Origin of the sequence: Rummeliibacillus pycnus, from assembly GCF_050459865.1 — a bacterium.
Lineage (GTDB): Bacteria > Bacillota > Bacilli > Bacillales_A > Planococcaceae > Rummeliibacillus > Rummeliibacillus pycnus_B.
In genome coordinates this window covers 16,044-41,467 of sequence record NZ_JBCMNM010000047.1, presented here as the reverse complement: position 1 = coordinate 41,467, position 25,424 = coordinate 16,044, and the positions used below count along the sequence as shown (strand labels likewise).

Genomic DNA, 25,424 nt, shown 5'->3' with positions numbered 1-25,424 from the left:
GGAGGGAAGGACGAATAGTCCTATCTATTATGGAAAAAAATTGGTATGTTGTTCATACTTATTCAGGTTATGAAAACAAAGTTAAAGCAAACCTAGAAAAACGTGTTGAAACAATGGGGATGCAAGATAAAATCTTCCGAGTTATTATTCCGGAAGAACAAGAAACTGAAGTTAAAGATGGTCGTAAAAAAACATATATGCGTAAAACATTCCCGGGCTATGTTCTAGTAGAACTAGTTATGACAGATGATGCTTGGTATGTTGTTCGTAATACACCAGGTGTTACTGGATTCATCGGTTCTTCAGGTGGCGGGGTAAAACCGACACCGCTATTACCTGAAGAAGTAGAAGCAATTCTACAACAAATGGGTGGAAACGAAGAAAGTGTTGATCTAGACTTTAGCGTAGGTGACTTAGTAGAAGTTCTAGAAGGGCCTTTTGCTCATTTCCAAGGGATTGTAAATGAAATAATCGCTGATAAAGGTAAAATCAGTGTAACAGTTGATATGTTCGGCCGTGAAACAAAAATGGAACTAGATTTTGATCAAGTTCTAAAAGTTTAAATGTAAGGTACTTGCCTTGCATTTTAAAAAGTGTTATTATTTCATAGGTCATACTGTGTAAATATATCACATGTTATGGCATAGTAATCTTTAATGTTATCGGATTAAGCCGACAGACAGATATTGAGTGGGAGGGGAAACCCAATTACCACATCACGGACTTAAGGAGGTGTGTCTCGTGGCTAAAAAAGTTGTTAAAGTTGTAAAACTTCAAATCCCAGCTGGTAAAGCAAATCCAGCGCCACCGGTAGGTCCTGCATTGGGTCAAGCAGGTGTTAACATCATGGGATTCTGTAAAGAATTCAACGCTCGTACTGCGGACCAAGCAGGTTTGATTATTCCAGTTGAGATTTCTGTATTTGAAGATCGTTCATTCACATTCATTACAAAAACTCCACCGGCAGCAGTGTTACTTAAAGTAGCAGCTGGTATTAAATCTGGTTCAGGTGAACCAAACCGTAAAAAAGTAGCTACAGTGAAACGCGATAAAGTACGCGAAATCGCTGAAACTAAAATGCCAGACTTAAACGCAGCATCAGTAGAAGCTGCTATGTCAATGGTAGAAGGTACTGCACGTAGCATGGGTATTGTGATCGAAGACTAATCCCATTACTTGATAAAGTATTGTTTTTTGGAGGTTGCGAATGTTTCTTATAGTGATATTTGAAACTCGCAGCCTTTATTCGTGGGAGGTTTAATCCGTTACAACCACAATCAAGGAGGAAATATAAAATGGCTAATAAAGGTAAAAAATTGCAAGATGCAGCTAAATTAGTTGATCGTAACCAACAATACACAGTAGCTGAAGCAGCTGAACTTGCTAAAAAAACAAGCACTGTTAACTTTGACGCAACAGTTGAAGTAGCATTTAACTTAAACATCGATACTCGTAAAAATGACCAACAAATCCGTGGAGCAGTTGTGCTTCCAAACGGTACTGGTAAAACTCAACGCGTTTTAGTTTTCGCTAAAGGTGAGAAAATTAAAGAAGCTGAAGCAGCTGGTGCTGATTACGTAGGCGATGCAGAATATATCCAAAAAATCCAACAAGGCTGGTTCGACTTCGATGTAATCGTTGCAACTCCAGACATGATGGGTGAAGTTGGTAAACTAGGTCGTGTATTAGGACCTAAAGGCTTAATGCCAAACCCTAAAACTGGTACAGTTACTTTCGATGTAACTAAAGCAGTAAACGAAATCAAAGCTGGTAAAGTTGAATACCGTGCTGACAAAGCTGGTATTGTTCATGCTCCAATTGGTAAAGTTTCATTCGAAGCTGACAAATTAGCTGAAAACTTATCAACTCTTGTTGACGTAATCATCAAAGCAAAACCTGCTGCTGCAAAAGGTACTTACATTAAATCTCTTCATGTAACTACTACAATGGGACCATCTATTAAAGTTGATCCACTATCTGCTACAGCAGCAAAATAATTTTTGGTTGACAAACCTATTATCATTTGCTATGATTTATAGCGTTGTGAATCATCCATTTGTACCGTAGACCGTAGGGGCGAGTAATCGCTTAATCATCCTACCGAGGACAAAGGAACTCAGACTCTTACTTTAAGATGATGAAATTCCGCCTCTTGTCTACTAATGGCAAGAGGCTTTTCTTTTGTTGGTATAAATGACCCATTCTTATAGGAGGTGTCAAGATGAACAAAGCAGTTGAAGCTAAACAAGCTGTTGTTCAAGAAATCGCTGACAAGTTTAAAAGTGCAGCATCAGTAGTAGTAGTTGACTACCGTGGTCTTACAGTATCTCAAGTTACTGAACTACGTAAACAATTACGTGAAGCTGGTGTAGAATTTAAAGTATACAAAAACACTTTAGTTCGTCGCGCTGCTGAAGCAGCAGGTCATGAAGAACTTAACGAAGTTCTTACTGGTCCAAACGCAATCGCATTCTCAAATGAAGATGTAATTGCTCCTGCGCGTATTATCAATGATTTTGCGAAAGCTAATGAACAACTAGAAATTAAAGCTGGTCTTATCGAAGGCGCTTATGCAAGTGTTGAAGAAGTTAAAGCATTGGCAGAACTTCCATCTCGCGAAGGTTTACTATCTATGCTATTATCAGTACTTCAAGCTCCAATGCGCAACTTAGCTCTTGTAACAAAAGCTGTTGCAGAACAAAAAGAAGAACAAGGCGCTTAATTTTAAGTGTAGCTTAATCTTCAAGGTATCATAATACCAAACTAAAAAACTTACATTCCGTATAGGAGGAAAATATAATGAACAATGAGCAAATCTTAGAAGCTGTTAAAGCTATGACAGTTCTTGAATTAAACGATTTAGTAAAAGCAATCGAAGAAGAATTCGGTGTTACTGCTGCTGCTCCTGTAGCAGTTGCTGGTGGCGCTGCTGCAGCTGCAGAAGAAAAAACAGATTTTGATGTTATTTTAGCTTCTGCTGGCGATCAAAAAATTAAAGTAATCAAAGTGGTTCGTGAAATCACTGGTTTAGGTCTTAAAGAAGCTAAAGAAGTTGTAGATAACGCTCCTAAAGCTCTTAAAGAAGGCGCTTCTAAAGAAGAAGCTGAAGAAATCAAAGCTAAACTTGAAGAAGTTGGCGCATCTGTAGAAGTTAAATAATTTCTGCTGATTGATTCTAAAAAGCTCGTCATTTTTTGACGAGCTTTTTCTTTATCTATAGATGATGGAGGGCATTATTCTTGTCAGAACATTATTATTCAAATAAGCCACAAGTAGAAAGTAACCCACATAGATGGAATTTTAATCTTCGAGGATTTTCATTTGTTTTTGAAACAGATGCAGGAGTCTTCAGTAAAAGCGAAGTAGATTTTGGTTCCCGTGTATTAATTGATAGTTTTGAGATGCCGGCTGTTGAAGGATGTATTTTAGATGTAGGGTGTGGATATGGCCCGATTGGATTGTCCATTGCGAAAAGCTATCCAAACCGTATGATTCAAATGATGGATGTCAATGAGCGAGCAGTCAATCTAGCAAAAAAGAACGCTGAATTAAACGGGGTTCAAAATGTGCAGATTTATGAAAGTGATGCACTTTCATCTGTTCAAGAAGAACAAGTCGCTGTTGTTTTGACAAATCCTCCAATTCGTGCTGGTAAAAGTACTATTTTTAGATTCTATGACGAAGCGTATGAGAAATTAGTGGATTCAGGTGAATTGTGGATTGTAATTCAGAAGAAACAAGGCGCACCATCTACTGTAGAACATTTGGAATTAAAATTTTCAGAAGTGGAAATAGTAGAAAAGAGAAAAGGATATTGGATTATCAAAGCAACAAAATAAATTTGTCAATACTTATAGATTGACTTGACAAAAACGCTGTGATAATATAATACAATGCAAAAATATTAATTTGAAGGCGTATGCCTATTGGCTATAAATGTAAATAGCAGGAGCTTTCGAATTTAACTTTGGTTAATCGAAAATGAGCTCATCAACGAACTCGTTTTCTTTTTTGTCTTTCGTAATCATACAACATTTACATGGTTTCTGAAAGACCTATTATCGCTTTATTGAGGGGTGAATGAGTTGACAGGTCAACTAGTTCAGTACGGACAACACCGCCAGCGTAGAAGCTTTGCGCGTATTAAAGAGGTGCTAGAACTTCCGAATCTTATTGAGATTCAAAGCGCATCTAACGAGTGGTTTCTTGAAGAAGGATTACGTGAAATGTTCCGTGATATTTCACCAATTGAAGACTTTACAGGAAATCTATCACTAGAATTCGTCGACTACAGTCTCGGAGAACCGAAATATGATGTCGATGAATGTAAACAACGTGACGTGACTTATGCTGCACCACTACGTGTAAAAGTTCGTCTGCTTAACAAAGAAACAGAAGAAGTGAAAGAACAAGAAGTATTCATGGGGGACTTCCCACTCATGACAGAAACTGGTACTTTCATTATTAACGGTGCGGAACGTGTTATTGTTTCGCAATTAGTAAGATCACCAAGTGTATACTATCACGATAAAACAGATAAAAACGGTAAAAAAGGTTTTGGCGCTACAGTTATTCCTAACCGTGGAGCTTGGCTTGAATACGAAACAGACGCAAAAGACGTTGTCTATGTTCGTATCGACCGTACACGTAAACTACCAATCACAGTGCTTTTACGTGCGTTAGGCTTCGCATCTGACCAAGAAATCATCGAATTAATCGGTGATAATGAGTTCTTACGTAACACATTGGAAAAAGACAACACTGAAAGCACAGAAAAAGCATTATTAGAAATCTATGAACGTCTACGTCCTGGTGAACCACCAACAGTAGAAAGTGCAAAAAATCTGTTGTATTCACGTTTCTTCGATCCAAAACGTTATGATTTAGCAAACGTTGGTCGTTACAAAATGAACAAAAAACTTCACATTAAAAACCGTCTATTCAATCAAACAATTGCTGAAACATTAGCAGATCCTGAAACAGGCGAAATTTTAGTTGAAGCTGGTACATTAATTGACCGTCGAGTATTAGATCGTTTAATTCCATATTTAGAAAATGGTGTTGGTTTTAAAACTGTTTCTAAAGTGGGTGGCGTTCTAGAAGGCGATATTCAAATTCAAGAGATTAAAATCTATGCTCCTAATGACGAAGCACAAAAAGAAATTAAAGTAATCAGTAACGCTTATGTTGAAGAAGAAGTGAAACACATCACTCCTGCTGACGTAGTAGCATCTGTGTCTTATTTCTTTAACTTACTATATGGAGTTGGTGACACAGACGATATCGACCACTTAGGTAACCGTCGTCTACGTTCTGTAGGTGAACTTCTACAAAATCAATTCCGTATCGGTCTTTCTCGTATGGAACGTGTCGTACGTGAACGTATGTCTATTAACGACACAGCGTCTATTGTGCCACAACAATTAATTAATATCCGTCCAGTAATTGCAGCTATTAAAGAATTCTTCGGTAGCTCTCAATTATCACAATTCATGGACCAAACAAACCCATTGGCAGAATTAACTCACAAACGTCGTCTATCAGCACTAGGACCTGGTGGTTTAACACGTGAACGTGCTGGTTTCGAAGTACGTGACGTTCACTATTCTCACTATGGTCGTATGTGTCCGATTGAAACGCCTGAAGGTCCAAACATTGGTTTGATTAACTCACTTTCAAGTTATGCAAAAGTAAACAAATTCGGCTTTATCGAAACACCATACCGTCGTGTTGATCCTGAAACAGGTCGATTAACTGATCACATTGATTATTTAACTGCAGACGAAGAAGATAACTATGTAGTAGCTCAAGCAAACTCTTTATTAAATCCAGATGGCTCGTTCACTGAAGAAGAAGTTGTTGGTCGTTTCCGTGGAGATAACTCTGTATTCAAACGTGATACAGTTGACTACATGGACGTATCACCAAAACAAGTAGTATCTGCAGCGACAGCGTGTATTCCATTCTTAGAAAACGATGACTCTAACCGTGCTCTAATGGGTGCCAACATGCAACGTCAAGCTGTTCCTTTGTTAAACCCAGAAGCTCCATTCGTTGGTACTGGTATGGAACACGTAGATGCTCGTGACTCAGGTGCAGCAGTAGTTGCAAAATATGCAGGTATTGTTGAACACGTAGAAGCACGTTCAATCCACGTACGTCGTATCGAAGAAATCGACGGAAAAGAAGTAAAAGGCGATTTAACAAAATATAAATTACAAAAATTTGTACGTTCTAACCAAGGTACAAGTTACAACCAACGTCCATTAGTGGAAGTTGGAGAACGTGTTCAACCTCGTGATATTCTTGCAGATGGTCCTTCAATGGAATGTGGAGAATTAGCACTTGGCCGTAACGTAGTCGTAGCATTCATGACTTGGAATGGATATAACTATGAAGATGCTGTAATCATGAACGAACGCCTTGTGAAAAATGACGTTTATACTTCTGTTCATATCGAAGAATACGAATCAGAAGCTCGTGATACGAAACTCGGACCTGAAGAAATCACTCGTGATATTCCAAATGTCGGTGAAGAAGCATTACGTAACCTTGATGAACGTGGTATTATCCGTATCGGTGCCGAAGTAAATGATGGCGATATCTTAGTTGGTAAAGTAACTCCTAAAGGCGTAACTGAACTTACTGCAGAAGAACGTTTATTACATGCAATCTTCGGTGAAAAAGCTCGTGAAGTTCGTGATACGTCATTACGTGTTCCTCACGGTGCAGGCGGTATCGTACTTGATGTCAAAGTCTTCAACCGTGAAGATGGCGATGAATTATCTCCAGGTGTTAACCAAATGGTTCGTGTCTACATTGTTCAAAAACGTAAAATCCGCGTTGGGGACAAAATGGCCGGTCGTCACGGTAACAAAGGGGTAATTTCACGTATCTTACCGGAAGAAGATATGCCGTTCCTTCCAGATGGTACTCCAGTTGACATCATGTTAAACCCGTTAGGTGTACCATCTCGTATGAACATCGGACAAGTATTAGAGTTGCATTTAGGTATGGCTGCTCGTTACTTAGGTGTTCACATGGCAACGCCAGTATTTGATGGTGCCTCTGATGAAGATGTATGGAAAACAATGGAAGAAGCCGGCATGAATCGTGACGGTAAAACAACCCTTTATGATGGCCGTACAGGTGAACCGTTAGACAACCGTGTATCAGTTGGGGTTATGTATATGATCAAACTTGCTCACATGGTTGATGATAAACTTCACGCTCGTTCTACAGGTCCTTACTCACTAGTTACGCAACAACCTCTTGGTGGTAAAGCGCAATTCGGTGGACAACGTTTTGGTGAAATGGAAGTTTGGGCTCTTGAAGCATATGGTGCAGCATATACACTTCAAGAAATCTTAACAGTTAAATCTGATGATGTTGTAGGTCGTGTTAAAACTTACGAAGCTATCGTTAAAGGCGAAAGCGTTCCTGAACCAGGCGTTCCTGAATCTTTCAAAGTATTAATTAAAGAACTTCAATCTTTAGGATTAGATGTGAAAATGCTAACAATCAATGATGAAGAAATTGAATTACGTGATAGTGAAGAAGATGAAGATCTTCAACCTAACGATTCATTCAATATCACTTCAAACGCCAATGAAGAAGCATCAGTAGGATCGCCTGAATAATTTATTTTAACAGTATTGGGATGTTGGACAGGACCATTTATGGGCTTGTCCTTAACCCCTTTTATCTATAAATCAATCGTCGAGCTAATGAAAAGTCGTTTAAGACTTCAGAATAAAGGGAGGTAGGCTCCTTGATAGACGTTAATAATTTTGAGTACATGAAAATCGGTTTAGCTTCACCTGATAAAATTCGCTCATGGTCTTATGGAGAAGTAAAAAAACCAGAAACTATTAACTACCGTACACTTAAACCAGAAAAAGATGGTTTGTTCTGTGAACGCATTTTCGGACCTACAAAGGACTGGGAATGTCATTGTGGTAAATACAAACGAGTACGCTATAAAGGTGTAGTTTGTGACCGTTGTGGTGTAGAAGTAACACGTGCAAAAGTACGTCGTGAACGCATGGGCCACATTGAGTTAGCAGCTCCAGTCTCACACATTTGGTACTTTAAAGGTATTCCAAGCCGTATGGGATTAATTTTGGATATGTCACCACGTGCACTTGAAGAAGTAATCTATTTTGCTTCTTATGTAGTAATCGATGCAGCAGACACTCCTCTTGAGAAAAAACAATTGCTTTCAGAAAAAGAATACCGTGCATATCGCGAAAAATACGGTAAAACTTTTGAAGCTGCAATGGGTGCAGAAGCAATCAAACAATTACTACAAGAAATTGATCTTGATAAAGAAACAGATGCACTTAAAGAAGAATTGAAAACTGCACAAGGCCAACGCCGCACTCGTGCTATTAAACGATTAGAAGTTGTTGAATCATTCCGTCATTCAGGTAACCGTCCTGAATGGATGATCCTAGATGTACTTCCTGTAATTCCTCCAGAATTACGCCCAATGGTACAACTAGATGGTGGTCGATTCGCAACATCTGACTTAAATGACTTATATCGTCGTGTTATTAATCGTAATAACCGTTTAAAACGTCTTCTTGACCTTGGAGCTCCTGGAATTATCGTTCAAAACGAAAAACGTATGCTTCAAGAAGCAGTAGACGCTTTGATTGATAATGGTCGTCGTGGCCGTCCAGTAACTGGTCCTGGTAACCGTCCATTAAAATCTCTTTCTCATATGTTAAAAGGTAAACAAGGTCGTTTCCGCCAAAACTTACTTGGTAAACGTGTTGACTACTCTGGTCGTTCTGTAATCGTAGTAGGTCCATCACTTAAAATGTACCAATGTGGTCTTCCAAAAGGTATGGCAATCGAATTGTTTAAACCTTTCGTGATGAAAGAACTTGTTGAGCGTGGTTTAGCGCATAATATCAAATCGGCAAAACGTAAAATTGAACGTATGCATGAAGAAGTATGGGATGTACTTGAAGATATTATGAAAGAACATCCAGTATTACTTAACCGTGCACCGACTCTTCACAGACTTGGTATTCAAGCATTCGAACCAACTTTAATTGAAGGTAAAGCAATTCGTCTTCACCCATTAGTATGTACAGCATACAACGCTGACTTCGATGGTGACCAAATGGCGGTTCACGTTCCATTATCAGCTGAAGCACAAGCTGAAGCTCGTTTATTAATGCTTGCAGCTCAAAATATTTTGAACCCTAAAGATGGTAAACCAGTCGTAACGCCTTCTCAAGATATGGTATTGGGTAACTACTACTTAACACTTGAACGTCAAGGTGCTGTTGGTGAAGGTACAATCTTCTACGGTCCAGAAGAATTAAATGTTGCTTATCAAAACCAAGAAGTACACTTGCATTCTCGTATTGCAATTAAAGCTTCATCTTTGAATAACAAAACATTTACTGCAGAACAAAATAATAAGTTGTTGATTACGACTGTAGGTAAAGCTATCTTCAATGAAATACTTGATGATGCTTTCCCATACATCAATGAACCGACAACTGCAAACCTACAAGATGGAACACCAGATAAATACTTTGTTTCAACAACAACTAATATTAAAGAACATTTAGCATCTCAAGAAATTATTAAACCATTTACGAAAAAATATCTAGGTAAAGTTATTGCCGAAGTATTTGCTCGTTATCACATTACTGAAACATCTAAAATGCTTGACCGTCTAAAAGACCTTGGTTTCCAATATTCTACTAAAGCTGGTATTTCAATTGGTATCTCAGATATCATCGTATTACCAGGTAAACAAGAAATTTTACACCAAGCTCAAGAACAAGTAGATAAAGTAATGAAACAATTCCGTCGTGGTTTAATTACTGAAGAAGAACGATATGATCGCGTTATTTCATTCTGGAGTGCTGCAAAAGATGAAATCCAATCTAAACTGATGGACTCACTTCCTGCAGAAAATCCAATCTTTATGATGAGTGACTCTGGTGCCCGTGGTAATGCTTCTAACTTTACACAACTTGCTGGTATGCGTGGTCTGATGGCCAACCCGGCTGGTCGTATTATCGAACTTCCAATCAAATCTTCATTCCGTGAAGGTTTAACAGTATTGGAATACTTCATCTCTACTCACGGTGCTCGTAAAGGTCTTGCTGATACAGCACTTAAAACAGCCGATTCAGGTTACCTTACTCGTCGTCTAGTTGACGTTGCACAAGATGTTATCGTCCGTGAAGATGATTGTGGTACTGACCGAGGTTTAACGATTTCTTCATTAAGAGAAGGAACAGAAATCATCGAAGCACTAGATGAACGTGTTATTGGCCGTTATGCTAAGAAAACAATTCGTCATCCAGAAACAAATGAAGTTGTCGTAGCTAGAGATCAATTGATCACACAAGAATTAGCTCGCCAAATTGATGAAGCTGGTATTGAAGAAGTGACAATTCGCTCTGCATTTACATGTAATACTAAACATGGTGTATGTAAAAAATGTTACGGCATGAACTTAGCAACTGGTGATAAAGTTGAAGTGGGTGAAGCAGTTGGTATCATCGCCGCTCAATCTATCGGTGAACCGGGTACACAATTAACAATGCGTACATTCCACCAAGGTGGTGTAGCAGGTGCCGATATCACTCAAGGTCTTCCACGTATCCAAGAAATTTTCGAATCACGAAACCCTAAAGGTCAAGCAGTAATTACTGAAATCGCTGGGGTTGTATCTGATATTGAAGAAATTCGTGAAGGACAAAAAGAAATTACAGTTACAGGTGCAGTTGAAACTCGTAAATACTTAGCTCCTTACAATGCTCGTTTAAAAGTACAATTAAACGAACAAGTAAAACACGGTCAAATTCTAACAGAGGGTTCTATTGACCCTAAAGAATTATTGAAAGTAACAGATGTTGCTTCTGTAGAAGAATATCTACTAAAAGAAGTACAAAAAGTATACCGTATGCAAGGGGTAGAAATTGGCGATAAACACGTCGAAGTAATGGTTCGCCAAATGCTTCGTAAAGTACGTGTTATTGAAGCAGGTGAAACAGAATTGCTTCCAGGTAGTTTGCTTGATATTCACCAATTCTCTGAAGCAAATGCTGAAGCTATACATGCAGGCAAAATCCCTGCAACTTGTCGCCCGGTAATCCTTGGTATTACAAAAGCTTCACTTGAAACAGAATCATTCTTATCTGCTGCATCATTCCAAGAAACAACACGTGTCTTAACGGATGCTGCAATCAAAGGTAAACGTGATGAATTACTTGGTCTTAAAGAAAATGTTATCTTAGGTAAACTTGTTCCAGCTGGTACAGGTATGCAACGCTACCGTCAAATTAAAATGGCTGAAAGCGAAGCAGAAAAAGCTCAAGAAACACTTACTGCTGAGTAATTTTTAAGGAAAATACAAGGAGGAGGTTCATACCCCTCCTTGTAATTTTTATTAATATTTATTGACAACATAACTGTTGGGTGTTAATATATTTTAGGTTGATAGTTGATTGTCTATCATTTCGAAGGATATGCAAATGTCTTATGAAAAAGTCAAATAGGCTAACAAAACAATCGTTGGTATGAAACAAACAGTTAAAGCATTACAAACTGGTCATGTTACCGAAGTTTTCGTTGCTCTAAATGCAGACGTTCGAATGACCACGCATGCGGTGCAATAGCACAAGGAAATGGTATTCCCGTTGTATTTGTAGACTCGAAGAGAGAACTTGGTAGAGCCTGCGAAATTCATGTAGGTGCTGCAGTTAATGCAATTACTGAATGGTAGTTTTTGCGGTGATCACGCAAAGACTTTGTTTTTTACCCAAAAATGAACCACCTGGATGTGTGGATTTAAGAAACGAAATGAAGGGAGGAAAAATCGATGCCTACAATTAACCAATTAGTACGTAAGCCTCGTCAATCCAAAAGTAAAAAATCAAAATCACCAGCGTTAAACAAAAGTTACAACAGCTTTGCGAAATCATTGACTGATGTTAACTCTCCACAAAAACGCGGTGTTTGTACACGTGTTGGTACAATGACTCCAAAAAAACCAAACTCAGCGTTACGTAAATACGCTCGTGTACGTTTAACAAACCAAATCGAGGTTAATGCTTACATTCCTGGTGAAGGCCATAACTTACAAGAACACAGTGTTGTTCTTATTCGTGGCGGTCGTGTAAAAGATTTACCAGGGGTACGTTATCACGTTGTACGTGGTGCATTAGATACAGCTGCAGTAAACGGCCGTATGCAATCTCGTTCTCTATATGGTGCTAAAAAACCAAAAGAAAAAAAATAATTTAAATTAGCTTGTAGCTGAAAGGAGGAAAACAAATGCCTCGTAAAGGTCCTGTTTCCAAACGTGACGTGTTACCAGATCCAATTTATAATTCAAAACTAGTAACTCGTTTAATCAATAAAATGATGGTAGATGGTAAAAGAGGTACTTCTCAAAAAATCTTATACGGAGCTTTCGAATTAGTTAAAGAACGCTCAGATAAAGATCCTCTAGAAGTATTCGATGCAGCATTAAACAATGTAATGCCAGTTCTTGAAGTTCGTGCTCGCCGTGTAGGTGGTGCTAACTATCAAGTACCAGTAGAAGTACGCCCGGAACGCCGTACAACTCTTGGTCTTCGTTACCTAGTAAACTACTCTCGTCTTCGTGGCGAAAAAACAATGGAAGAACGTCTAGCTAACGAAATTCTAGATGCTTCTAACAACACTGGTGCATCAGTTAAAAAACGTGAAGATATGCATAAAATGGCAGAAGCGAACAAAGCATTCGCTCACTACCGTTGGTAATCATAATTTAATCTTAATCCATTATGGAAGGAGAAAGACCGCATGACTAGAGAGTTCTCCCTTGAAAACACTCGTAATATTGGAATCATGGCCCACATTGATGCTGGTAAAACAACAACAACTGAGCGTATCCTTTATTACACTGGTAAGATTCACAAAATCGGTGAAACTCACGAAGGTGCTTCTCAAATGGACTGGATGGAGCAAGAGCAAGAACGTGGTATCACTATCACTTCTGCTGCTACAACAGCTCAATGGAAAGGTAACCGAGTTAACATTATCGACACACCAGGACACGTAGATTTCACTGTAGAAGTTGAACGTTCTCTTCGTGTACTTGATGGTGCTGTGACTGTACTTGATGCACAATCAGGTGTAGAACCACAAACTGAAACAGTATGGCGTCAAGCAACAACTTACGGCGTTCCACGTATCGTATTCATCAACAAAATGGATAAAATCGGTGCTGACTTCTTATATTCTGTAAAAACTTTACACGAACGTTTAGAAGCTAACGCTCATCCAATCCAATTACCAATTGGTGCTGAAGATGAATTCAATGCAATCATTGACCTTGTAGAAATGAACGCTACATTCTACAAAGAAGGCGATGACGGTTCAAACGCTGAAGTTCGTGAAATTCCAGAAGAATACAAAGCTCAAGCAGAAGAATATCGTGAAAAATTGATCGAAGCTGTAGCTGAGCTTGATGAAGATTTAATGGAAAAATACTTTGCAGGTGAAGAAATCTCTAAAGAAGAACTTAAAGCAGCTATCCGTAAAGCTACTTTAAGCGTTGAATTCTACCCTGTAACTTGTGGTACTGCATTCAAAAACAAAGGTGTTCAATTAATGCTTGATGCAGTAATTGATTACCTTCCAGCTCCAACAGACGTTGCTTCTATTAAAGGTACTTCTGTTGATGGCGATGAAGACATCGTACGTCACTCATCTGATGAAGAACCATTCTCAGCGTTAGCGTTCAAAGTTATGACTGACCCTTATGTTGGTAAATTAACTTTCTTCCGTGTTTACTCTGGTGTTCTTCAATCAGGTTCATACGTAACAAACTCTACAAAAGGTAAACGTGAACGCGTAGGTCGTATCTTACAAATGCACGCTAACTCTCGTGCAGAGATCGAAACAGTATATGCTGGAGATATCGCAGCAGCTGTAGGCCTTAAAGCTACTACTACAGGTGATACTCTATGTGACGAAAATAACTTAGTTATTCTTGAATCAATGGAATTCCCTGAACCAGTTATCTCTCTTTCTGTAGAACCAAAATCTAAAGCTGACCAAGATAAAATGGGACAAGCTTTACAAAAATTACAAGAAGAAGATCCTACTTTCCGTGCTCACACTGACACAGAAACTGGCCAAACAATCATCTCTGGTATGGGTGAACTTCACCTTGATATCATCGTTGACCGTATGAAACGCGAATTCCACGTTGAAGCTAACGTAGGTGCTCCTCAAGTATCTTACCGTGAAACTTTCCGTTCTGGAGCTCAAGTTGAAGGTAAATTTGTACGTCAATCAGGTGGTCGTGGTCAATACGGTCACGTTTGGATCGAATTTGAACCAAACGAAGAAGGTAAAGGATTTGAATTCGAAAACGCTATCGTTGGTGGTGTAGTTCCTCGTGAATACATTCCAGCTGTAGAAGCAGGTCTTCGAGATTCATTACAAAATGGTGTCCTTGCTGGATTCCCATTAATCGACATTAAAGCGAAATTATTCGATGGTTCTTACCATGATGTCGATTCAAACGAAATGGCATTTAAAGTAGCTGCTTCAATGGCTCTTAAAAACGCAGTTTCTAAATGTAACCCAGTTCTATTAGAACCAATTATGAAAGTAGAAGTTGTAATGCCAGAAGAATATCTTGGTGATATCATGGGTAACATTACTTCTCGCCGTGGTCGCGTAGAAGGTATGGAAGCTCGCGGTAACGCTCAAGTTGTTCGTGCAATGGTTCCACTTGCTGAAATGTTCGGTTATGCAACAACTTTACGTTCAGCTACACAAGGTCGCGGTACGTTCTCAATGGTATTTGACCATTATGAAGATGTACCAAAATCTATTGGTGAAGAAATCATTAAACAAAACAAAGGTGAATAATTAAATCAATTTTTTAATTGAATTTTACCTTGTTATCAAGTATAAATAACATGTAAGCTATGTTATCTTCAAGGGATAGGGCCCTATTCCCTGAAGATACATAACTATAAACTAAAACTTATAACCCTGAGGAGGCAATTTTAAAATGGCTAAAGAAAAATTCGACCGTTCTAAAACACATGCTAACATTGGTACAATCGGACACGTTGACCATGGTAAAACTACATTAACTGCTGCAATCGCTACAGTTCTTTCTAAAAAAATGGGTGGAGAAGCTAAATCATACGATCAAATTGATAACGCTCCTGAAGAAAAAGAACGCGGTATCACAATCAACACTTCTCACATCGAATATGAAACTGAAACTCGTCACTATGCTCACGTTGACTGCCCAGGACACGCTGACTATGTTAAAAACATGATCACTGGTGCTGCTCAAATGGACGGCGGTATCTTAGTAGTATCTGCTGCTGATGGTCCAATGCCTCAAACTCGTGAACACATCCTATTATCTCGTCAAGTAGGTGTTCCTTACCTAGTAGTATTCTTAAACAAATGCGATATGGTAGACGACGAAGAATTACTTGAATTAGTAGAAATGGAAGTTCGTGACTTACTATCTGAATACGATTTCCCAGGCGATGATGTTCCTGTAATCAAAGGTTCTGCTCTTAAAGCTCTTGAAGGCGAAGCAGAATGGGAAGAAAAAATCATCGAATTAATGGACGCTGTAGATTCTTATATCCCAACTCCAGAACGTCAAACTGACAAACCATTCATGATGCCAGTCGAAGACGTATTCTCTATCACTGGTCGTGGTACAGTTGCAACTGGTCGTGTAGAACGCGGTCAATGTAAAGTTGGTGACGTTATTGATATCGTAGGTATCACAGAAGAAACTAAACAAACAACTGTAACAGGCGTTGAAATGTTCCGTAAATTATTAGACTACGCTGAAGCAGGCGATAACATCGGTGCTTTACTTCGTGGTGTAGCTCGTGAAGATATCCAACGTGGACAAGTACTTGCTAAACCAGGTACAATCACTCCACATACTACATTCAAAGCTGAAGTTTACGTTTTATCTAAAGAAGAAGGTGGCCGTCATACTCCATTCTTCTCTAACTACCGTCCACAATTCTACTTCCGTACAACTGATGTTACTGGCGTAATCACTCTACCAGAAGGCGTAGAAATGATCATGCCTGGCGATAACACAGAAATGAACGTAGAATTAATTCACCCAATCGCTATTGAAGAAGGTACTAAATTCTCAATCCGTGAAGGTGGCCGTACTGTAGGCGCTGGCGTAGTATCAACTATTGTTAAATAATAAAAGCTTTAACTAGCTTTTTAAAACCATTCCTAGTGCACACGGAATGGTTTTTTTTATACTTTAATTCTATAGAAGCAATCTAGATATAAATTTTTCGGGTAAATTGTATTTTATTATTATTCATCATATTTGTGGGCTCAGTAAGTAATGATTAATAATTATTAAGGAAGTTTGCTATTATATATGTAATAGTAAAATAACAAACAAAATAATTGTCAAAGTCTATTGTTTTTTATATAATTGAGAGCGTGAAAAAAGCAGTAATAAGAAGAGTAAAGAAAATCTCCAACATTGAAAAGAATTTAGCGAAATCACTTGCTTATTCGCCGTATTCTATGTATAATATTAAATGTTGGTCTTTGACTGCGATGAAGCGGGAGGTTGCCGGCACACCCGGCCGCATTGCCATGGCGCGTGTGTGGGAAATTTCCGTGGAGAATGTCTAGGGAATAGGCGAAAAGGAGGGGAAATAATGGCAAAACAAAAGATTCGTATTCGTTTAAAAGCATATGATCACCGAATTCTTGATCAATCTGCTGAGAAAATTGTGGAAACTGCAAAACGTTCGGGAGCGAGTGTATCAGGTCCGATACCACTTCCAACTGAAAAATCTGTTTACACTATTTTACGTGCGGTTCATAAGTACAAAGATTCTCGTGAACAATTTGAAATGCGTACACATAAACGTCTAATCGATATCGTTAACCCAACACCTCAAACTGTTGATGCGTTAATGAAATTAGATTTACCATCAGGCGTTGATATTGAAATCAAACTATAATGGTAAAAGTAAAATATATTCCAAAATTCATAGGAGGTGTGACGAATGACCAAAGGAATCTTAGGTAGAAAAATCGGTATGACGCAAGTTTTTGCTGAGAATGGTGATTTAATCCCTGTAACTGTTGTTGAAGCTGCGCCAAACGTAGTACTTCAAAAGAAAACAGCTGAAGCAGATGGCTACGAAGCTATCCAAATCGGTTTCGACGATAAACGTGAAAAACTTTCAAACAAACCTGAAAAAGGACACGTAGCTAAAGCAAACACTACTCCTAAGCGCTTCATCCGCGAAATTCGCGATGTAAACTTAGCTGAGTACGAAGTTGGTCAAGAAGTCAAAGTTGAAATTTTCGCAGAAGGCGATGTAGTAGATGTAACAGGTGTTACTAAAGGTAAAGGTTTCCAAGGTGTTATCAAACGCCACGGACAATCTCGTGGACCAATGGCCCACGGCTCTCGTTACCATCGTCGTCCTGGTTCAATGGGTCCAGTTGCTCCGAACCGCGTATTCAAACAAAAAAAATTACCTGGTCAAATGGGTGGCAACACAGTAACAATTCAAAACTTAACAATTGTTAAAGTTGATGCTGAACGCAACTTGCTACTTATTAAAGGTAATGTTCCTGGTTCTCGTAAAGCATTAGTAACAGTTAAATCTGCTATTAAAGCTAACTAATTTTCCGAAGAAAGGAGGAAACAGGAATGACAAAAGTTAACGTACTTAGTCAAACAGGTTCTTCTGTAGGCGAAATCGAATTAAACGATGCGATCTTCGGAATTGAACCAAACCAATCAGTGTTATTTGACGCTATAATCGCTCAACGCGCTTCACTACGTCAAGGTACACATAAAGTTAAAAACCGTTCTGAAGTTGCTGGTGGTGGTCGTAAACCATGGCGTCAAAAAGGTACAGGTCGTGCTCGTCAAGGTTCTATCCGTTCTCCACAATGGCGTGGCGGTGGTATTGTATTCGGCCCAACACCTCGTAGCTACAGCTATAAACTTCCTAAAAAAGTTCGTCGTTTAGCTCTTAAATCAGCATTATCAACAAAGGTTGCTGAAACAAACTTCTTAGTTTTAGATGCTCTTAAATTAGATGCACCAAAAACAAAAGATTTCGCGAAAGTTCTATCTGATCTTTCAATCGAATCTAAAGCATTATTTGTAACTGCAGACTTAGATGAAAACGTAGCATTATCTGCTCGTAACATCCAAGGTGTAACAGTTCTAACTGCTGCTGGAATCAATGTTCTTGATCTTGTAGGTCACGATAAAGTTGTATTCACTCAAGCTGCAGTACAAAAAGTTGAGGAGGTGCTTGGTTAATGGAAGCACGTAATGTATTAAAACGTCCTGTCATTACTGAGCGTTCTTCAGAACAAATGGCAGAAAACAAATACACTTTTGAAGTTGACACTCGTGCCAACAAAACAGAAGTAAAAGATGCTGTTGAAGAAATCTTTGGCGTGAAAGTTGAAAAAGTCAACATCATGAACTACAAAGGTAAATTCAAACGTGTCGGTAAATTCGGTGGTTACACAAACAAACGTCGTAAAGCTATCGTTAAATTAGCTGAAGGCGAAATCGAATTATTCGAAATGTAATGATCGTTCAATATGAACAATAAAGAAGGAGGGAACACAAATGGCGATTAAAAAGTATAAGCCTACCTCAAATGGTCGTCGTAACATGACATCATCTGACTTTGCTGAGATTACTACTAACAAACCAGAAAAATCATTGTTAGAATCTACAAAACGCAAAGCTGGTCGTAACAACCAAGGTAAAATCACTGTTCGTCATCATGGTGGTGGCCACAAACGCCAATACCGTGTCATTGATTTCAAACGTTTGAAAGATGGCATTCCAGGACGCGTTGCTACTATCGAATATGATCCAAACCGATCTGTAAACATCGCATTAATAAACTATGCTGATGGAGAAAAACGTTATATCCTAGCACCTAAAGGTCTAGAAGTTGGAATGACAATTGTATCAGGTCCAGAAGTTGATATTAAAGTAGGTAACGCCCTACCATTATCAAACATCCCTATGGGTACAACAATCCACAATATCGAAATGAAACCTGGAAAAGGTGGTCAGCTAGTACGTTCTGCTGGTACATCTGCTCAAATTCTAGGTAAAGAAGATAAATACGTAATTATTCGTCTCCAATCAGGCGAAGTTCGTATGATTCTAGGTACATGCCGCGCTACTATTGGTGCAGTTGGTAACGAACAACACGAACTAATCCACATTGGTAAAGCTGGTCGTACTCGTTGGTTAGGTAAACGCCCAACTGTTCGTGGTTCTGTAATGAACCCTAACGATCACCCACACGGTGGTGGTGAAGGTAAAGCTCCAGTAGGACGTAAATCACCAATGACTCCTTGGGGTAAACCAGCACTTGGTTACAAAACTCGTAACAAGAAAAACAAATCCGACAAACTTATCATTCGTCGTCGTAAAAAATAATGTGATTAGACTACGGTTCAATGAGAGAACCGTGGTGATATCACGGAGGGAGGTTCCAAAATGGGTCGTAGCTTGAAAAAAGGACCTTTTGTTGACGAACACTTAATGAAAAAAGTGGAAGCTCAACAAGATTCAGAAAAAAAACAAGTGATCAAAACTTGGTCTCGCCGCTCTACAATCTTCCCGAACTTTATCGGTTTAACAATCGCTGTATATGATGGACGTAAACACGTGCCTGTATACGTGACTGAAGATATGGTAGGTCATAAACTAGGCGAATTTGCACCAACTCGTACTTACAAAGGACACGGTGCAGATGATAAGAAAACATCAGTACGCTAATTTGAGGGGAGGTAAATCCTGATGCAACAAGCTAAAGCTATTGCTCGCACAGTTCGTATTGCTCCTCGTAAAGTCCGCTTAGTAGTTGATTTAATCCGAGGTAAGCAAATTGGTGAAGCAGTTGCGATTTTACGTCACACTCCAAAAGCAGCATCTCCTGTTGTTGAAAAAGTGCTAAAATCTGCAGTCGCTAACGCTGAACACAATTATGATTTAGACGTTAACAACTTAGTAATTTCAGAAGTATTCGTTGACGAAGGTCCAACATTGAAACGTTTCCGTCCACGTGCTCAAGGACGTGCAAGCGCAATTAACAAACGTACAAGCCACATTACAATCGTGGTATCTGAGAAGAAGGAGGGATAATACGTGGGACAAAAAGTACATCCAATAGGATTACGTGTCGGTGTCATTCGTGACTGGGAATCTAGATGGTACGCAGAAAAAGACTATGCTACATTACTTCACGAAGACATTAAAGTTCGTAAATTCATCGAAACTAGATTAAAAGAAGCATCGGTTTCTAAAGTTGAAATCGAACGTGCTGCAAATAAAGTTAACATCACAATTAGCACTGCGAAACCAGGTATGGTTATCGGTAAAGGCGGTACTGAAGTTGAATCACTTCGTAAAAACCTTAACGAAATGACTGGTAAACGCGTACACATCAACATTGTTGAAATTAAACGTGCTGATCTTGATGCTAAATTGGTAGCTGAAAATATTGCTCGCCAATTAGAAAACCGTGTATCATTCCGTCGTGCACAAAAACAAGCAATTCAACGTACAATTCGTTCAGGTGCTCAAGGTATTAAAACTCAAGTATCTGGTCGTCTAGGTGGCGCTGATATCGCTCGTGCTGAACATTACAGTGAAGGAACTGTTCCGCTTCATACTCTTCGCGCTGACATTGATTATGCTCATGCAGAAGCTGACACTACTTATGGTAAATTAGGTGTTAAAGTATGGATCTACCGCGGTGAAGTCCTTCCAGTTAAGAAGAACTCTGTGGAAGGAGGCAAATAATATGTTATTGCCAAAACGCGTTAAATACCGTCGTGTACACCGTGGCAAAATGCGTGGTGAAGCTAAAGGCGGTACTGAAATTGTTTTCGGTGAATTCGGTTTGCAAGCTCTAGAAGCTAGCTGGATCACTAACCGTCAAATAGAAGCTGCACGTATTGCTATGACTCGTTATACAAAACGTGGCGGTAAAGTTTGGATTAAAATCTTCCCGCACAAACCATACACTAAAAAGCCTCTTGAAGTACGTATGGGTTCAGGGAAAGGTGCTCCTGAAGGTTGGGTAGCCGTAGTAAAACCAGGTAGAATTATGTTTGAAATCGGTGGAGTTTCTGAAGAAATCGCTCGTGAAGCACTTCGTTTAGCATCACATAAATTACCTGTTAAATGTAAGATTGTTAAACGTGAAGAAATTGGTGGTGAATCTAATGAAAGCTAATGAAATCCGTGAACTTACAAGTGCAGAGATCGAAGTAAAAGTAAAATCACTGAAAGAAGAGCTTTTCAACCTTCGCTTCCAATTGGCGACTGGTCAATTAGAAAACACAGCTCGCATTCGTGAAGTACGCAAAGCGATTGCACGAATGAAAACTGTGATTCGCGAAAGAGAAATCAGTGCAAATAACTGATAAAGAGGAGGTTTGCAAGCATGACTGAGCGTAACCAACGCAAAGTTTACACAGGCCGCGTAGTTTCAGACAAAATGGACAAAACAGTCACTGTTATGGTTGAAACTTACAAAAAGCATTCGCTTTATGGTAAACGTGTAAAATACTCTAAAAAGTTCAAAGCGCATGATGAAAACAACGTAGCTAAAGTTGGAGATATCGTACGCATTATGGAAACTCGTCCGCTATCAGCTACTAAACGCTTCCGTTTAGTTGAAGTTGTAGAAAAAGCGGTTATTATCTAATATAATTCGGAACAACATAGTCCGAAGGGAGGTAACCTAAGTGATTCAACAAGAAAGTCGTTTGAAAGTTGCCGACAACTCAGGTGCGAAAGAAGTTTTAACTATTAAAGTACTTGGTGGTTCTGGTCGTAAAACAGCTAACATCGGTGATGTTATTGTTTGTACAGTCAAGAAAGCAACACCAGGTGGCGTTGTCAAGAAGGGTGAAGTAGTTAAAGCTGTTATCGTTCGTACGAAAAGCGGCGTTCGTCGTAAAGACGGAACTTATATCAAATTTGATGAAAACGCATGTGTAATCATTAAAGATGATAAATCACCACGCGGAACACGTATTTTCGGACCAGTTGCACGTGAATTACGTGACAACAGCTTTATGAAAATTGTTTCATTAGCTCCGGAAGTTCTTTAATTACATGAAAGTGCCAATCAAGGAGGTGCGACAGAATGCATGTTAAAAAAGGCGACAAAGTAATGGTTATTACAGGTAAAGATAAAGGCAAAACAGGTGTAATCCTAGCTGCTTTTCCTAAAAAAGATCGCGTGTTAGTTGAAGGTGTTAACATCGTTAAAAAACACGTAAAACCTAACCAACTTAATCCACAAGGTGGAATTGTCAGCCAAGAGGCAGCAATTCACATTTCGAACGTAATGCTTATCGACCCAAAATCTGGCGAGCCGACTCGCGTAGGTTATAAAGTTGAAGATGGCAAAAAAGTTCGTGTATCAAAAAAATCAGGTACAGTAATCGATAAATAAGTTTAAAAGAGAAGGGAGGTACAAACATGAACCGCCTAAAAGAAAAATATGTAAATGAAGTTTCTTCAGCTCTTATGAGCAAATTCGAATACACTTCAATTATGCAAGTGCCAAAAGTTGAAAAAATCGTTATCAACATGGGTGTTGGTGACGCTGTTCAAAACTCTAAAGTTCTTGATGCAGCTGTAGAAGAATTAACAGCAATCACTGGTCAAAAACCAGTAATTACTAAAGCTAAAAAATCTATCGCTGGCTTCCGCCTTCGTGAAGGTATGCCAATCGGTGCAAAAGTTACATTACGTGGTGAACGTATGTATGATTTCTTAGATAAACTAATTTCTATTTCTCTTCCACGTGTACGTGACTTCCGTGGTGTTTCTAAAAAAGCATTCGATGGTCGCGGTAACTATACTCTTGGTGTGAAAGAACAATTAATTTTCCCTGAAATTGACTATGATAAAGTTTCTAAAGTACGCGGTATGGATATCGTTATCGTTACTACTGCGAACTCTGATGAAGAAGCTCGCGAGTTGTTAACACAATTCGGTATGCCATTCCAAAAATAATATAGGGAGGCGAGAACGTGGCTAAAAAATCAATGATCATTAAACAACAACGTGGTTCAAAGTTTAAAGTGCAAGAATATACACGCTGTGAACGCTGTGGTCGTCCACACTCTGTATACCGCAAATTCAAACTTTGCCGTATTTGTTTCCGTGAACTTGCTTATAAGGGACAAATTCCTGGCGTTAAAAAAGCCAGCTGGTAATCCCCTAATTTGGGAAGGAGGTAAATTGTAATGACTATGACAGATCCAATTGCAGATATGCTTACACGCATTCGTAATGCTAACATGGTCCGTCACGAAAAATTAGAGCTTCCAGGTTCTAATATCAAAAAAGAAATCGCTGAAATTCTTAAGCGTGAAGGTTTTATTCGTGACGTTGAATATGTTGAAGATGACAAACAAGGTATTATCCGTATCTTCTTAAAATACGGTCAAAATAACGAACGCGTTATCACGGGTTTAAAACGTATTTCTAAACCAGGTTTACGTGTTTACGCTAAAACTGATGAAGTACCTAGAGTGTTGAACGGATTAGGTATCGCTTTAGTATCAACTTCACAAGGTTTATTAACAGACAAAGAAGCTCGCGCTAAAAAAGTTGGCGGCGAAGTTCTAGCATACGTTTGGTAATTAGCAACAAAAGAATGGAGGTGCAACATTAAATGTCTCGTATAGGTAAAAAGCCAATCGAGGTACCTGCAGGCGTTACTGTATCAGTAAGTGCTGATAACGTAGCAACTGTAAAAGGTCCAAAAGGCGAATTAGTTCGTGCTTTTAACAAAGATATCAAAATCGAACAAGAAGGTAATGTTATTACTTTAACACGTCCTTCTGAATCTAAAGAACACCGTACAAACCATGGTACAACTCGTGCTCTACTTGCTAACATGGTAACAGGTGTATCTGAAGGATTCGCTAAAACATTAGAATTAGTTGGGGTTGGTTATCGTGCTCAATTGCAAGGTAAAAAACTTGTATTGAACGTTGGTTACTCTCACCCAGTTGAATTCACACCAGAAGATGGTTTAGAAGTTGAAGTACCTTCTAACACTAAAGTTATTGTTAAAGGTATTTCTAAAGAAAAAGTTGGAGCTCTTGCTTCAAACATCCGTGACGTTCGTCCACCAGAACCTTATAAAGGTAAAGGGATCCGTTACGAAGGCGAACACGTTCGTCGTAAAGAAGGTAAAACAGGTAAATAATGCTGCTTAAGCATTAGAAAGGAGTGACCCTTTGTGATTACGAAACAAGATAAAAATCAAGTTCGTAAAAAACGTCATGCTCGCGTACGTGCTAAAATTTCAGGTACTACACAACGACCACGTTTAAATGTATACCGTTCAAATCAACACATTTACGCTCAAATTATTGACGATACTCAAGGCGTAACACTTGCTTCAGCTTCAACTATGGATAAAGATTTTGAAGGCACTGCAAGCAATGTGGAAGCTGCAACAAAAATTGGTGAAACAATCGCTAAACGCGCTGCGGAAAAAAATATCAAAGCTGTTGTATTTGACCGCGGTGGTTACTTATATCATGGACGCGTAAAAGCTGTAGCTGAAGCTGCTCGCGAAAACGGTTTAGAATTTTAAAAAGAAGGAGGTATACTTTTCATGGGTCTTAATATTGACGCAAACAATCTAGAACTTGAAGAACGCGTTGTTACAATCAACCGCGTTGCTAAAGTTGTAAAAGGTGGACGTCGTTTCCGCTTCACTGCATTAGTTGTAGTTGGAGATCGTAATGGCCATGTAGGTTTTGGTACAGGTAAAGCACAAGAAGTACCTGATGCTATTCGCAAAGCTGTTGAAGATGCGAAGAAAAACCTAATTGAAGTTCCACGTGTTGGTGGTACTACACCTCACTTAGTAATCGGAAACTTTGGTGCAGGTAATATCATGATTAAACCAGCTGCTCCTGGTACAGGTGTTATCGCTGGTGGTCCAGTACGTGCCGTACTTGAACTTGCTGGTATCACTGATATTCTTTCTAAATCTTTAGGTTCTAACACACCAATCAACATGGTACGTGCAACTATTAAAGGTTTATCTGAACTAAAACAAGCTGAAGAAGTTGCAAAACTTCGCGGTAAAACAGTAGAAGAATTACTAGGTTAAGGGAGGGAAACAAAATGGCTAATAAATTAGAAATTACCCTCACTAAAAGTATTATTGGTGCTAAACCAGCACAACGTAAAACTATTGAAGCATTAGGTTTACGTAAAATGCATCAAACTGTTGAACATGCCGACAACGTAGCTATTCGCGGTGCGATCACTAAAGTTGCTCATTTAGTAACAGTTACTGAAAAATAATTTTAAA

Annotated in this window: 33 protein-coding genes and 1 other annotated feature; all 33 genes read left to right on the top strand. The window is 38.9% G+C overall.

Annotated features, from left to right (window positions below; translation table 11 throughout):
* Nucleotides 1-29 precede the first annotated feature (29 nt).
* The 33 genes from nusG to rpmD all read left to right on the top strand — a co-directional run bounded on the left by nusG (nt 30) and on the right by rpmD (nt 25,417).
* Nucleotides 30-563 (top strand): transcription termination/antitermination protein NusG, encoded by a 534-nt coding sequence (nusG, locus tag ABE048_RS11490; RefSeq protein ID WP_430311410.1) that lies wholly within the window; start codon nt 30-32, stop codon nt 561-563.
* A 178-nt stretch (nt 564-741) separates the two neighbouring features.
* Nucleotides 742-1,167 carry a 50S ribosomal protein L11 gene (rplK, locus tag ABE048_RS11485; protein ID WP_146013888.1) on the top strand — a complete coding sequence of 142 codons (426 nt, stop codon included), beginning with the start codon at nt 742-744 and terminating at the stop codon, nt 1,165-1,167.
* Nucleotides 1,168-1,295: 128 nt separating this feature from the next.
* Entirely contained in the window at nt 1,296-1,997 is a 702-nt protein-coding gene (gene rplA / locus ABE048_RS11480) for a 50S ribosomal protein L1 (protein WP_430311409.1), read from the top strand.
* A gap of 46 nt (nt 1,998-2,043) precedes the next feature.
* Nucleotides 2,044-2,189, top strand: a sequence feature (ribosomal protein L10 leader region).
* A gap of 32 nt (nt 2,190-2,221) precedes the next feature.
* Nucleotides 2,222-2,722 (top strand): 50S ribosomal protein L10, encoded by a 501-nt coding sequence (gene rplJ, locus ABE048_RS11475; protein ID WP_430311408.1) that lies wholly within the window; start codon nt 2,222-2,224, stop codon nt 2,720-2,722.
* Between the two features lie 77 nt (nt 2,723-2,799).
* Nucleotides 2,800-3,159 (top strand): 50S ribosomal protein L7/L12, encoded by a 360-nt coding sequence (rplL, locus tag ABE048_RS11470; RefSeq protein ID WP_397536584.1) that lies wholly within the window; start codon nt 2,800-2,802, stop codon nt 3,157-3,159.
* Nucleotides 3,160-3,239: 80 nt separating this feature from the next.
* Nucleotides 3,240-3,839: a class I SAM-dependent methyltransferase gene (locus tag ABE048_RS11465; RefSeq protein WP_430311407.1), complete on the top strand. Its 600-nt coding sequence runs from the start codon at nt 3,240-3,242 to the stop codon at nt 3,837-3,839.
* A 237-nt stretch (nt 3,840-4,076) separates the two neighbouring features.
* Nucleotides 4,077-7,640, top strand: a complete 3,564-nt coding sequence (rpoB, locus tag ABE048_RS11460; RefSeq protein WP_430311406.1) for a DNA-directed RNA polymerase subunit beta — start codon at nt 4,077-4,079, stop codon at nt 7,638-7,640.
* A gap of 131 nt (nt 7,641-7,771) precedes the next feature.
* Complete coding sequence (gene rpoC / locus ABE048_RS11455; protein WP_430311405.1) at nt 7,772-11,374, top strand: DNA-directed RNA polymerase subunit beta'; 3,603 nt, start codon at nt 7,772-7,774, stop codon at nt 11,372-11,374.
* A 201-nt stretch (nt 11,375-11,575) separates the two neighbouring features.
* Nucleotides 11,576-11,761, top strand: coding sequence for a ribosomal L7Ae/L30e/S12e/Gadd45 family protein (locus ABE048_RS11450; protein WP_430311466.1), 186 nt, complete (start codon nt 11,576-11,578; stop codon nt 11,759-11,761).
* Between the two features lie 96 nt (nt 11,762-11,857).
* Nucleotides 11,858-12,277: a 30S ribosomal protein S12 gene (gene rpsL / locus ABE048_RS11445; protein WP_102693539.1), complete on the top strand. Its 420-nt coding sequence runs from the start codon at nt 11,858-11,860 to the stop codon at nt 12,275-12,277.
* A 35-nt stretch (nt 12,278-12,312) separates the two neighbouring features.
* A complete protein-coding gene (gene rpsG / locus ABE048_RS11440; RefSeq protein ID WP_430311404.1) occupies nt 12,313-12,783 on the top strand; it encodes a 30S ribosomal protein S7 in 471 nt (156 codons plus the stop codon).
* A 42-nt stretch (nt 12,784-12,825) separates the two neighbouring features.
* The gene (gene fusA / locus ABE048_RS11435; protein ID WP_430311403.1) at nt 12,826-14,907 is read left to right on the top strand and encodes an elongation factor G; all 2,082 of its coding nucleotides are present in this window, start codon (nt 12,826-12,828) and stop codon (nt 14,905-14,907) included.
* Between the two features lie 145 nt (nt 14,908-15,052).
* Nucleotides 15,053-16,240: an elongation factor Tu gene (gene tuf / locus ABE048_RS11430; protein ID WP_430311402.1), complete on the top strand. Its 1,188-nt coding sequence runs from the start codon at nt 15,053-15,055 to the stop codon at nt 16,238-16,240.
* Between the two features lie 475 nt (nt 16,241-16,715).
* A complete protein-coding gene (rpsJ, locus tag ABE048_RS11425; RefSeq protein WP_004233624.1) occupies nt 16,716-17,024 on the top strand; it encodes a 30S ribosomal protein S10 in 309 nt (102 codons plus the stop codon).
* A 45-nt stretch (nt 17,025-17,069) separates the two neighbouring features.
* Nucleotides 17,070-17,699: a 50S ribosomal protein L3 gene (rplC, locus tag ABE048_RS11420; protein ID WP_430311401.1), complete on the top strand. Its 630-nt coding sequence runs from the start codon at nt 17,070-17,072 to the stop codon at nt 17,697-17,699.
* A gap of 26 nt (nt 17,700-17,725) precedes the next feature.
* On the top strand, nt 17,726-18,349 hold the full coding sequence (gene rplD, locus ABE048_RS11415; RefSeq protein ID WP_430311400.1) for a 50S ribosomal protein L4: 624 nt from the start codon (nt 17,726-17,728) through the stop codon (nt 18,347-18,349).
* Nucleotides 18,349-18,627, top strand: a complete 279-nt coding sequence (gene rplW / locus ABE048_RS11410) for a 50S ribosomal protein L23 (RefSeq protein WP_397536576.1) — start codon at nt 18,349-18,351, stop codon at nt 18,625-18,627. Before rplD ends, rplW begins: the two co-directional genes overlap by 1 nt.
* 40 nt (nt 18,628-18,667) lie before the next feature.
* Nucleotides 18,668-19,498, top strand: coding sequence for a 50S ribosomal protein L2 (gene rplB / locus ABE048_RS11405; protein WP_430311399.1), 831 nt, complete (start codon nt 18,668-18,670; stop codon nt 19,496-19,498).
* Nucleotides 19,499-19,558: 60 nt separating this feature from the next.
* On the top strand, nt 19,559-19,840 hold the full coding sequence (gene rpsS, locus ABE048_RS11400) for a 30S ribosomal protein S19 (protein WP_430311398.1): 282 nt from the start codon (nt 19,559-19,561) through the stop codon (nt 19,838-19,840).
* Nucleotides 19,841-19,861: 21 nt separating this feature from the next.
* A complete protein-coding gene (gene rplV / locus ABE048_RS11395; protein ID WP_430311397.1) occupies nt 19,862-20,206 on the top strand; it encodes a 50S ribosomal protein L22 in 345 nt (114 codons plus the stop codon).
* 3 nt (nt 20,207-20,209) lie between these two features.
* On the top strand, nt 20,210-20,866 hold the full coding sequence (gene rpsC, locus ABE048_RS11390) for a 30S ribosomal protein S3 (RefSeq protein WP_430311396.1): 657 nt from the start codon (nt 20,210-20,212) through the stop codon (nt 20,864-20,866).
* A gap of 1 nt (nt 20,867) precedes the next feature.
* Entirely contained in the window at nt 20,868-21,302 is a 435-nt protein-coding gene (gene rplP / locus ABE048_RS11385) for a 50S ribosomal protein L16 (protein WP_430311395.1), read from the top strand.
* Nucleotides 21,292-21,492, top strand: coding sequence for a 50S ribosomal protein L29 (rpmC, locus tag ABE048_RS11380; RefSeq protein WP_430311394.1), 201 nt, complete (start codon nt 21,292-21,294; stop codon nt 21,490-21,492). The genes rplP and rpmC overlap by 11 nt, the downstream gene beginning before the upstream one ends.
* A 20-nt stretch (nt 21,493-21,512) precedes the next feature.
* Nucleotides 21,513-21,776, top strand: a complete 264-nt coding sequence (gene rpsQ, locus ABE048_RS11375; RefSeq protein WP_397536572.1) for a 30S ribosomal protein S17 — start codon at nt 21,513-21,515, stop codon at nt 21,774-21,776.
* Between the two features lie 40 nt (nt 21,777-21,816).
* A complete protein-coding gene (gene rplN, locus ABE048_RS11370; protein ID WP_397536571.1) occupies nt 21,817-22,185 on the top strand; it encodes a 50S ribosomal protein L14 in 369 nt (122 codons plus the stop codon).
* Between the two features lie 35 nt (nt 22,186-22,220).
* Nucleotides 22,221-22,532 (top strand): 50S ribosomal protein L24, encoded by a 312-nt coding sequence (rplX, locus tag ABE048_RS11365; protein WP_430311393.1) that lies wholly within the window; start codon nt 22,221-22,223, stop codon nt 22,530-22,532.
* 26 nt (nt 22,533-22,558) lie between these two features.
* Complete coding sequence (gene rplE / locus ABE048_RS11360) at nt 22,559-23,098, top strand: 50S ribosomal protein L5 (protein WP_430311392.1); 540 nt, start codon at nt 22,559-22,561, stop codon at nt 23,096-23,098.
* A gap of 17 nt (nt 23,099-23,115) precedes the next feature.
* Nucleotides 23,116-23,301: a type Z 30S ribosomal protein S14 gene (locus ABE048_RS11355; RefSeq protein WP_068450148.1), complete on the top strand. Its 186-nt coding sequence runs from the start codon at nt 23,116-23,118 to the stop codon at nt 23,299-23,301.
* 30 nt (nt 23,302-23,331) lie between these two features.
* Entirely contained in the window at nt 23,332-23,730 is a 399-nt protein-coding gene (gene rpsH / locus ABE048_RS11350) for a 30S ribosomal protein S8 (protein WP_430311391.1), read from the top strand.
* A gap of 32 nt (nt 23,731-23,762) precedes the next feature.
* Nucleotides 23,763-24,302, top strand: coding sequence for a 50S ribosomal protein L6 (gene rplF / locus ABE048_RS11345; protein WP_430311390.1), 540 nt, complete (start codon nt 23,763-23,765; stop codon nt 24,300-24,302).
* A 33-nt stretch (nt 24,303-24,335) separates the two neighbouring features.
* On the top strand, nt 24,336-24,695 hold the full coding sequence (gene rplR, locus ABE048_RS11340; protein ID WP_430311389.1) for a 50S ribosomal protein L18: 360 nt from the start codon (nt 24,336-24,338) through the stop codon (nt 24,693-24,695).
* Between the two features lie 21 nt (nt 24,696-24,716).
* Nucleotides 24,717-25,220: a 30S ribosomal protein S5 gene (gene rpsE / locus ABE048_RS11335; protein WP_430311388.1), complete on the top strand. Its 504-nt coding sequence runs from the start codon at nt 24,717-24,719 to the stop codon at nt 25,218-25,220.
* A gap of 14 nt (nt 25,221-25,234) precedes the next feature.
* Nucleotides 25,235-25,417 (top strand): 50S ribosomal protein L30, encoded by a 183-nt coding sequence (gene rpmD, locus ABE048_RS11330; RefSeq protein ID WP_430311387.1) that lies wholly within the window; start codon nt 25,235-25,237, stop codon nt 25,415-25,417.
* Nucleotides 25,418-25,424 lie beyond the last annotated feature (7 nt).

Excerpts from the sequence above, each read along its gene's own strand:
- rplJ (WP_430311408.1), top strand. The coding sequence starts at position 2,222 with ATGAACAAAGCAGTTGAAGCTAAACAAGCTGTTGTTCAAGAAATCGCT.
- rplW (WP_397536576.1), top strand. The coding sequence starts at position 18,349 with ATGGAAGCACGTAATGTATTAAAACGTCCTGTCATTACTGAGCGTTCT.
- rplX (WP_430311393.1), top strand. The coding sequence starts at position 22,221 with ATGCATGTTAAAAAAGGCGACAAAGTAATGGTTATTACAGGTAAAGAT.
- rplA (WP_430311409.1), top strand. The coding sequence starts at position 1,296 with ATGGCTAATAAAGGTAAAAAATTGCAAGATGCAGCTAAATTAGTTGAT.
- rplD (WP_430311400.1), top strand. The coding sequence starts at position 17,726 with ATGACAAAAGTTAACGTACTTAGTCAAACAGGTTCTTCTGTAGGCGAA.
- rpsJ (WP_004233624.1), top strand. The coding sequence starts at position 16,716 with ATGGCAAAACAAAAGATTCGTATTCGTTTAAAAGCATATGATCACCGA.
- rpsG (WP_430311404.1), top strand. The coding sequence starts at position 12,313 with ATGCCTCGTAAAGGTCCTGTTTCCAAACGTGACGTGTTACCAGATCCA.
- rpsQ (WP_397536572.1), top strand. The coding sequence starts at position 21,513 with ATGACTGAGCGTAACCAACGCAAAGTTTACACAGGCCGCGTAGTTTCA.
- rplB (WP_430311399.1), top strand. The coding sequence starts at position 18,668 with ATGGCGATTAAAAAGTATAAGCCTACCTCAAATGGTCGTCGTAACATG.
- rplP (WP_430311395.1), top strand. The coding sequence starts at position 20,868 with ATGTTATTGCCAAAACGCGTTAAATACCGTCGTGTACACCGTGGCAAA.
- rpsE (WP_430311388.1), top strand. The coding sequence starts at position 24,717 with ATGGGTCTTAATATTGACGCAAACAATCTAGAACTTGAAGAACGCGTT.
- rplE (WP_430311392.1), top strand. The coding sequence starts at position 22,559 with ATGAACCGCCTAAAAGAAAAATATGTAAATGAAGTTTCTTCAGCTCTT.
- rplF (WP_430311390.1), top strand. The coding sequence starts at position 23,763 with ATGTCTCGTATAGGTAAAAAGCCAATCGAGGTACCTGCAGGCGTTACT.
- rplV (WP_430311397.1), top strand. The coding sequence starts at position 19,862 with ATGCAACAAGCTAAAGCTATTGCTCGCACAGTTCGTATTGCTCCTCGT.
- nusG (WP_430311410.1), top strand. The coding sequence starts at position 30 with ATGGAAAAAAATTGGTATGTTGTTCATACTTATTCAGGTTATGAAAAC.
- rpmC (WP_430311394.1), top strand. The coding sequence starts at position 21,292 with ATGAAAGCTAATGAAATCCGTGAACTTACAAGTGCAGAGATCGAAGTA.
- rpmD (WP_430311387.1), top strand. The coding sequence starts at position 25,235 with ATGGCTAATAAATTAGAAATTACCCTCACTAAAAGTATTATTGGTGCT.
- rpsL (WP_102693539.1), top strand. The coding sequence starts at position 11,858 with ATGCCTACAATTAACCAATTAGTACGTAAGCCTCGTCAATCCAAAAGT.
- rplL (WP_397536584.1), top strand. The coding sequence starts at position 2,800 with ATGAACAATGAGCAAATCTTAGAAGCTGTTAAAGCTATGACAGTTCTT.
- fusA (WP_430311403.1), top strand. The coding sequence starts at position 12,826 with ATGACTAGAGAGTTCTCCCTTGAAAACACTCGTAATATTGGAATCATG.
- rplC (WP_430311401.1), top strand. The coding sequence starts at position 17,070 with ATGACCAAAGGAATCTTAGGTAGAAAAATCGGTATGACGCAAGTTTTT.
- rpsH (WP_430311391.1), top strand. The coding sequence starts at position 23,332 with ATGACTATGACAGATCCAATTGCAGATATGCTTACACGCATTCGTAAT.
- rpsS (WP_430311398.1), top strand. The coding sequence starts at position 19,559 with ATGGGTCGTAGCTTGAAAAAAGGACCTTTTGTTGACGAACACTTAATG.
- tuf (WP_430311402.1), top strand. The coding sequence starts at position 15,053 with ATGGCTAAAGAAAAATTCGACCGTTCTAAAACACATGCTAACATTGGT.